This is a genomic window from Amycolatopsis sp. NPDC089917, from assembly GCF_040684635.1.
In the GTDB taxonomy this organism is placed as follows: domain Bacteria; phylum Actinomycetota; class Actinomycetes; order Mycobacteriales; family Pseudonocardiaceae; genus Amycolatopsis.
The window spans coordinates 1-7728 of sequence record NZ_JBFBGL010000128.1; the positions used below are offsets into that span (position 1 = coordinate 1).

The window sequence follows — 7728 nt, forward strand, 5'->3', positions numbered from 1 at the left end:
CCGGCGGCAGCAGCAAGGACCGCGCGGCGCTGTCGATGCTGTCCGGCGAGATCAGGGCGGGGCGGCTCGTCGCGGGGCGTTCGGTGGTGGTCGAGCCCTCAAGGAGGCCTTCACGGACTTAGCGACCAAAGGCGCAATGGGTCAGAGGGGGGTGACGTAGGCACCCGAGATGCCGCCGTCCACCAGGAACTGCGAAGCGGTGATGAACGACGCGTCGTCACTCGCCAGGAAGGCGACCGCGCCCGCGATCTCCTCCGGCTCCGCGAACCGCCCGACGGGCACGTGCACCAGCCGCCGCGCGGCCCGCTCGGGGTCCTTCGCGAACAGTTCCTTCAGCAGCGGCGTGTTCACCGGACCCGGGCACAGCGCGTTGACCCGGATGTTCTCCCGCGCGAACTGCACGCCCAGCTCCCGGCTCATCGCCAGCACCCCGCCCTTCGACGCGGTGTAGGAGATCTGTGACGTCGCCGCGCCCATCACCGCGACGAACGACGCCGTGTTGATGATCGAACCCTTGCCCTGCCGCCGCATATGGGGCAGCACCGCCTTGCAGCACAGGTACACCGAGGTCAGGTTGACCTTCTGCACCTTCTCCCAGGCGTCGATGCCGGTGGTGAGGATCGAGTCGTCCTCGGGCGGCGAGATGCCGGCGTTGTTGAACGCGACGTCGACCGACCCGAAGGTGTCCACAGTGGTCTGGAACAGGGCCTCGACCTGGTCGGCGTCGGTGACGTCGGCCTGCACGAACAGGCCGCCGACCTCGTCGGCCGCGGCCTTGCCCGCCTCGGCGGAGATATCGCCGATGACGACCTTCGCGCCCTCGCTCGCCAGCCGCCGCGCGGTGGCGAGGCCGATGCCGCTGCTGCCGCCGGTGATGACCGCGACGCGGCCCTCGAAACGCTGAACCATCTAGTCCTCCGTGCTGATGAATACGTTTTTGGTCTCGGTGAAGGCGTCGACAGCGTCCGGCCCGAGTTCGCGGCCCAGCCCGGACTGCTTGAACCCGCCGAACGGCGTCCAGTACCGGACGGACGAGTGCGAGTTGACCGAGAGGTTCCCGGCTTCGACACCGCGCGCGACGCGGAAGGCGCGGCCGACGTCGCGAGTCCAGATCGAGCCGGACAGGCCGTACTCGGTGGCGTTGGCCATGGTCACCGCGTCCGTCTCGTCGGCGAACGGGACCACCGCGACGACCGGGCCGAAGATCTCGTCCGAGGCCAGCGGATGCCGCGGATCCGGCGGGGTGACGACGGTCGGCGCGAACCAGTATCCGGGGCCGACGGGCGCGTTGCCCCGGAAGGCGACCGGCGCGGAATCGTCCACATAGGACGACACCTTCGCGTGATGCCCGGCCGAGATCAGCGGCCCCATCTCGGTCACTTCCAGCCGCGGGTCCCCGACAACGACACCGTTCACGGCCGGTTCCAGCAGCTCCATGAACTTCTCGTACACGCTCGACTGGACCAGGATCAGCGACCGCGCGCAGCAGTCCTGCCCGGCGTTGTCGAACACGCCGTACGGCGCGGTGGCCGCGGCCTTCTCCAGATCGGCGTCGGCGAAGACGATGTTCGCGTTCTTGCCGCCGAGCTCCAGCGTCACCCGCTTCACCTGCGCGGCGCAGCCGGCCATGATCCGCTTGCCGACCTCGGTGGAGCCGGTGAAGACCACCTTCCGCACCGCCGGATGGTCCACGAACCGCTGTCCCACCACGGATCCCTTGCCCGGAAGCACCTGGAAGACGTCTTCGGGGATCCCGGCCTCGCGGGCGAGCTCGCCGAGGCGGATCGCGGTCAGCGGGGTGAGTTCGGCGGGTTTGAGCACGACGGTGTTCCCGGCGGCGAGCGCGGGCGCGAACCCCCAGCCCGCGATGGGCATCGGGAAGTTCCACGGCACGATCACGCCGACCACGCCGAGCGGCTCGTGAAACGTCATGTTCACGCCACCGGGCACCGGGATCTGCTTGCCCGCCAGCCGTTCGGGTGACGCCGAGTAGTACGTCAGCACGTCGCGGACGTTGCCCGCCTCCCAGCGCGCGTTGCCGATCGTGTGACCGGCGTTGACGACCTCCAGCTGGGCGAGGTTCTCGATGTCGGCGTCGACGGCGTCGGCGAACCGGCGCAGCTGCCGCGCCCGGTCACCGGGGGCCACCGCGCGCCAGGCGGGGAACGCCGCGTGCGCGCGGGCGATCGCCGCGTCGGTCTCCTCGGCCGAGGTCAGCTCGACCGACCTCACCACCTCTTCGGTGGCGGGGTTGATCACCTCGAACGTGGTCATGCGCACTCCTTAGCGGCTTTCACCAGCGCCTCGAAAAGCCTGATGTCGTCGGGATTCTGTTCGGGATGCCATTGGACGCCGAGTACGAAGCCGTCGCCGGGCAGTTCGGCGGCCTCGATGGTCCCGTCGGCGGCCCAGCCCGTCGCGACCAGCCCGTCGCCGAGCCTGTCGATCGCCTGATGGTGGTAACACGGCACCTTGGTCTCGGTGCCGAGGATCGACGCGGCCCGGCTGCCCTCGGCAAGGGTCACCGTAATGGTGCCGAACGTCGCGGGCGCGGGCTGGTGATCCTTGGTGTCCAGCGTGTCCGGCAGGTGCTGCGCGAGCGTCCCGCCGAACGCGACGCTGAGCACCTGCAGCCCGCGGCAGACGCCGAGCACCGGTTTCCCACTGTCCAAAGCGGACCGCAGCAGCCCGAACTCGAACGCGTCCCGGTCCGGCCTCGTGTACGTCGTCGCGTGCTGCTCCTGGCCGTAGCGCGCCGGGTCGACGTCGGCGCCGCCGACCAGCACGAGACCGTCCACGGCGGACACCAGCCGGTCGTGCGCGCCGCTCACCGGCGGCAGCAGGACCGGGACGCCGCCCGCCGCGACGATCCCGTCGACGTAGACGCGATGGAGCAGCGCCGCTTCGGTCTCCCACACCAGGAACTTCGCGGGCTCCAGATAGGAGGTCAGGCCGATCAGGACCTCAGAGCCGTTCGAAGCCACGGATCCTCTCCCAGTCGGTGACGGCGGCGTCGTACGCGGTGAGCTCGACCTTCGCCGCGTTCAGATAGTGGTCGACGACCTCGTCTCCGAACGCGGTCCTGGCGAGCTCGCTCCGGTCCAGCAGATCCGCGGACTCCCGCAGGGTCGTCGGCACGGTCGGTTTGCCGGAGCCGTAGGCGTTGCCGTGGAACTCCGGCTCCAGCTCCAGTTCGTTCTCGATGCCGTGCAGCCCGGCGGCGATCAGCGCGGCCACCGCCAGGTACGGGTTCACGTCGCCGCCGGGGACCCGGTTCTCGGTGCGGAGTGAGTCCCCGTGCCCGACGACGCGGAGCGCGCACGTGCGGTTGTCGGTGCCCCACGCGACGGCCGTCGGCGCGAAGCTGCCGGGGACGAAACGCTTGTAGGAGTTGATATTCGGCGCGAAGAAGTAGGTCAGCTCGCGCAGCCCGGCGAGCTGGCCGGCGAGGAAGTGCTCCATCAGCGGGGAGAACCCACCGGGCCCGTCGCCCGCCAGGACCGCCTCGCCCGCGGCCGAGCGCAGGCTGATGTGGATGTGGCAGGAGTTGCCCTCGCGTTCGTTGTACTTCGCCATGAACGTGAGGCTCTTGCCCTCCTGCGCGGCGATCTCCTTGGACCCGGTCTTGTAGACGCTGTGGTTGTCGCAGGTGGTCAGCGCGTCGGCGTAGCGGAACGCGATCTCGTGCTGACCGGGGTTGCACTCGCCCTTGGCCGACTCGACGTACAGCCCCGCGCCGCCCATGTCGTTGCGGATCCGGCGCAGGAGCGGCTCGATCCGCGAGGTGCCGAGCATCGAGTAGTCGACGTTGTACTGGTTGGCCGGGCGGAGGTCCTGGTACCGCTTGTCCCAGGCCGACTCGAAGGTGTCGTCGAAGACGATGAACTCCAGCTCGGTGCCGACGAAGGCGGCGAGACCGTGCTCGGCCAGCCTGTCGAGCTGTCCGCGAAGGATCTGACGGGGCGAAGGAGCGACGGCGCCGCCTTGCACCCGTTCGAGGTCGGCGAGGACGAGCGCGGTGCCCTCCTGCCACGGGAGCAGGCGCAGCGTGTCGAAGTCCGGGCGCAGGACGAAGTCGCCGTAACCGGTCTCCCAGGACGACATCGCGTAACCGTCGACGGTGTTCATGTCGACGTCGACGGCGAGCAGGTAGTTGCACGCTTCGGTGGCGTGCTCGACGACCTCGTTGAGGAAGTACTCGGCGGCGCAGCGTTTGCCCTGCAGCCTGCCCTGCATGTCGGTGATCGCCACCAGCACCGTGTCGACGGTGCCGTCCTCGACCAGTTCCCGGAGCCGATCCAGCGTGAGCATCCCGCGCCTGTTCGCCATCAGCCTCACCTAAAGGTTCGAAGCGGTACCTTTGCGCGTTCTTCCTACCGGGTCGACCCGACCCGGTCAACTCGACCAATGGTCTGGTTCGTTACCCATTTCGCACCGTAGCCGGTCCCTGGGCGGATTGTCTGTGATGCCCGGCTGAGAAGATGCTGTGAATCCCGCCGCATCGGGAGGAGATCCGCGCATCCGGGACGTTGTACGGATCAAGAGAGGTGAGAAGGAATGACACAGGCATTCACGCAGCAGACCACGTTCACCGAGCCCCAGGGGAGGGCTCAGCTCCCGACGCTGCCCAGCGGGTGGCCGATCGGCTCCTACGAGTCGTACTCCGAAGCGCAGCGTGCGGTCGACCACCTCGCGGGAACGGACTTCCCGATCACCGACGTCACCATCGTCGGTGTCGAACCGATCCTCGTCGAGCGGATCGCCGGGCGCATGGGCTGGAGCAAGGTGCTCACCAGCTCGGCGCTGTCGGGCGCGATGTTCGGTGTGTTCCTCGGCCTCGTGCTGAGCCTGCTGAACCCGGGCGCCGGACTGGTGCCGATCTTCGTCGGCCTCGTCGGCGGTATCGGGTTCAACCTGCTGTTCGGCGCGCTGGGCTACGCGGCGTCGAAGAACAAGCGCGGGTTCATCTCGCAGAGCCAGCTCGTCGCCCGGCGCTACGACGTCCTGGCCCAGCCGCGCAACGCCGAGAAGGGCCGCGCCCTGTTGGCCGACCTGGCCGCCAGGAGCGCGTTCACCCACTGAGCCTCGCCGGTCTGATGTGTCAGGAAAGGGTCGTTCAGGACGTTTTTCGTCTTGAACGACCCTTTCCTGACATCCGTCACGGGGTCAGGCGGTGCAGGTCACGCGGGAAGAGCGTCGCCTGCCGGACGTTGGGCAGCCCGAGCAGCCGGGCCGTCCAGCGTTCGAGACCGAGCGCGAACCCCCCGTGCGGCGGCATCCCGTGGGCGAACACGGACAGGTAGTCCCGGTACGGCTCGGCGGACTCCCCGCGAGCGGCCAGCGCGGCGACGTAGTCCGCGTGCCGGTGCAGCCGCTGTCCCCCGGTCACCAGTTCCAGCCCGCGGAAGAGCAGGTCGAAGCTGTTGGAGTACTCCGGCCGCTCCGGGTCCGGATGCGTGTAGAACGGCCGCTTCGCCATCGGATAGCCGGTGACGAACAGGAATTCCGACCCGTGTTCGCGCAAGCCCCAGTCCGAAAGCAGCCGTTCGTGCGCGGGCGCGAGGTCGGGTTCACCGCGAGGGTCCTCTTCGGACAGCCGCGCGATCAGCTCCTGAGCCGCCGCGAAGTGGATCTCCGGGATCTCCTCCGGCACCACGACGCCGGTCTCCGGGACGGCGGCGGCCATTCCCGCGATCGCCTCCCTCAGCACCGCCATCACGTCGTGGTGGTCTTCGATGAAGCCGAGTTCGGCGTCGAGGCTGGTGTACTGCGCGAGATGCCGCGCGGTGTCGTGCGGTTCGGCGCGGAACACGGGGCCGACCTCGTAGACGCGTTCGAACACCCCGGTCAGCGCCTGTTTGTAGAACTGCGGGGACTGCGCCAGGAACGCCCGCTTCCCGAAGTAGTCGATACCGAAGACGTTCGCGCCGGACTCGGTGGCCGACGAGACGATCTTGGGCGTATGGGTTTCGGTGAACCCGAGCCGGTCCAGCGCCGACCGGAATCCGGCGACGCTCGCCGCCGCGATCGTGAACGCCTCCTTCAGCCGCGGATGCCGCAACGCGACGGCGGCGTTGTCGAGCACCGTGGGCAGCGCGGCCCGCACCGAAGGCCGGTAGAGGTCGAACGGCGGCGGTTCGGCGGGTTCGGAGAGCAGCCCGATCGACGGCCCGGTGAGTTCCAGCCCGCCCGGCGCCTGCGGGTTCGCGGTGACGAGGCCTTCGACCTCGACCACGGTCTCCTCCGGCGGGCCGCCGGGTTCGGCGAGGACGACCTGGGCGAGCCCGGTTCGGTCCCGGATCACCAGGAAGGTGACGGATTTCAGGCGGCGCCGGCGATGTACCCAGCCGGCGATGCGGACAGAGCCGCCGACGTGCCGGGGCAGGTCGGCGACGAGGACACGCGAGATCATCACAACTCCTGTACGGATGTGCGCGACCCCTTGGGAGTGCGGGCGAGAAGGGAACTCGCGGTACCACCGCACTTTCGCCGCCGCCCTGGGCGAGCGGCGGCCTCGAAGGCCCGATGACGGGGGCCGGACGGCGGGGCATGGGGCGCGGACGCCGTTCCTCCCCGCACTCGGGAGGGTCTTCACCGAAGGGCGCGAGGCCGCCTTCCCAGCTACCGGCGGCTCTCTCGGGCTCGCGGAGTCCCTTGGCTACTCGTCTCCGTCAACGTGTTGCGGGGAAGGTTACGTCCTCCGGCGCCGTTCCCGCATCCGGAATTCGGCGCGCGCCAGGCCTCGCCGTCCGACGATGCCGAGCTTCGTGTAGATCCGCCGCAGGTGGTTCTCGACCGTTTTCGGGGTGACGAACAGTTCCTGGGCGATCTCGCGGTTCGCGCGGCCGGACGCCGCCAGGTCCGCGACCCGCCGTTCGCTCGCGGTCAGCGAGGACGGGTCGGCGAGGGCCGTCCGCCGGGGCCGGTCCCCCAAGGCTTCCAGCGCTTCGACGGCTCGGCCGCGCAGCACGACCGAGCCGCATTCGGCGGCCAGTTCGATCCCGCGGTTGAGCGGGGCCCGCGCGTCCTTGCCCCGCCGGGCGGCCCGCATCGCCTCGCCGAGGTCGACCAGCGAACGGGCGAGATGCAGCCGGGCGGGCGACCGCTCCAGCACCCCGACCGACTCGGCCAGCAGGTCCAGCCGCCGATCACCGTCGGCGTGCGCGAGCAACCGCAGCGCGGCGCCGATCTCCGTCGTGGTTCCCCACTTCCGCGCGATGGTCACCTGTTCCTCGGCCAGTTCCAGGGCGTGGCCGGACTCGCCGAGCAGCAGCGCGGCGCGCACGGCCGGGACCCGCCACGGGATGGTCGGCGGGTCGACGCCCACCGCGCGCATCTCGTCGCGCTGCAAGAACGCCTGCGTCCTGGCCAGCACGGGATTCCCGACCGCGAGCGCGATCAGCGCGCGGGGTTCGTGCAGCCACATCGTCGGCATCATGCTCGGGCCGTCGCCGTGGTCGCCGTCGAACCGCGCCAGCACGTCGGCGGCGGCTTCGAGATCGCCTCGTTCCAACGCGGCGTAGGCGAGGAAATGCGTCGCCGTCGCCCGCAGCGCGATCACCTGGGGCGACGGTTCCTCGGCACCGATGGCGGCGAGCGCCCCGTCGGCTTCGGCCTCCATGAGAGTCAGATTGCCGAGCCGCCAGTCGAGGAACAGCGCGGCGTTGGCGACCATCGCGAATTCGACGGGCGAACCGTGTACCCGCACCCGCTGCCGCGCGCGTTCGA

7 protein-coding genes are annotated in these 7728 nt (G+C 69.8%); 1 reads left to right on the top strand and 6 read right to left on the bottom strand.

Features of this window, described 5'->3' with window-relative positions; translation table 11 throughout:
* Nucleotides 1–141: 141 nt before the first annotated feature.
* The 4 genes from AB0N89_RS40640 to AB0N89_RS40655 are packed head-to-tail and all read right to left on the bottom strand — an operon-like array spanning nucleotide 142 to nucleotide 4329.
* Entirely contained in the window at nucleotides 142–909 is a 768-nt protein-coding gene (locus AB0N89_RS40640) for a 3-oxoacyl-ACP reductase (protein WP_093932918.1), read from the bottom strand.
* Nucleotides 910–2274 carry an aldehyde dehydrogenase family protein gene (locus tag AB0N89_RS40645; protein ID WP_364216975.1) on the bottom strand — a complete coding sequence of 455 codons (1365 nt, stop codon included), beginning with the start codon at nucleotides 2272–2274 and terminating at the stop codon, nucleotides 910–912.
* Nucleotides 2271–2984 carry a gamma-glutamyl-gamma-aminobutyrate hydrolase family protein gene (locus AB0N89_RS40650; protein WP_364216978.1) on the bottom strand — a complete coding sequence of 238 codons (714 nt, stop codon included), beginning with the start codon at nucleotides 2982–2984 and terminating at the stop codon, nucleotides 2271–2273. The genes AB0N89_RS40645 and AB0N89_RS40650 overlap by 4 nt, the downstream gene beginning before the upstream one ends.
* Nucleotides 2965–4329 carry a glutamine synthetase family protein gene (locus AB0N89_RS40655; RefSeq protein WP_364216981.1) on the bottom strand — a complete coding sequence of 455 codons (1365 nt, stop codon included), beginning with the start codon at nucleotides 4327–4329 and terminating at the stop codon, nucleotides 2965–2967. Before AB0N89_RS40655 ends, AB0N89_RS40650 begins: the two co-directional genes overlap by 20 nt.
* Nucleotides 4330–4557: 228 nt before the next feature.
* Between AB0N89_RS40655 and AB0N89_RS40660 the strand changes: the two genes are divergently transcribed.
* On the top strand, nucleotides 4558–5082 hold the full coding sequence (locus AB0N89_RS40660; RefSeq protein WP_364216984.1) for a general stress protein: 525 nt from the start codon (nucleotides 4558–4560) through the stop codon (nucleotides 5080–5082).
* Nucleotides 5083–5158: 76 nt separating this feature from the next.
* Here the strand turns inward: AB0N89_RS40660 and aspS are convergent, their stop codons facing one another.
* On the bottom strand, nucleotides 5159–6412 hold the full coding sequence (gene aspS, locus AB0N89_RS40665) for an aspartate--tRNA(Asn) ligase (RefSeq protein ID WP_364216987.1): 1254 nt from the start codon (nucleotides 6410–6412) through the stop codon (nucleotides 5159–5161).
* A gap of 279 nt (nucleotides 6413–6691) precedes the next feature.
* On the bottom strand, nucleotides 6692–7728 hold a 1037-nt coding region (locus AB0N89_RS40670), incomplete at its 5' end, for a LuxR C-terminal-related transcriptional regulator (RefSeq protein WP_364216990.1).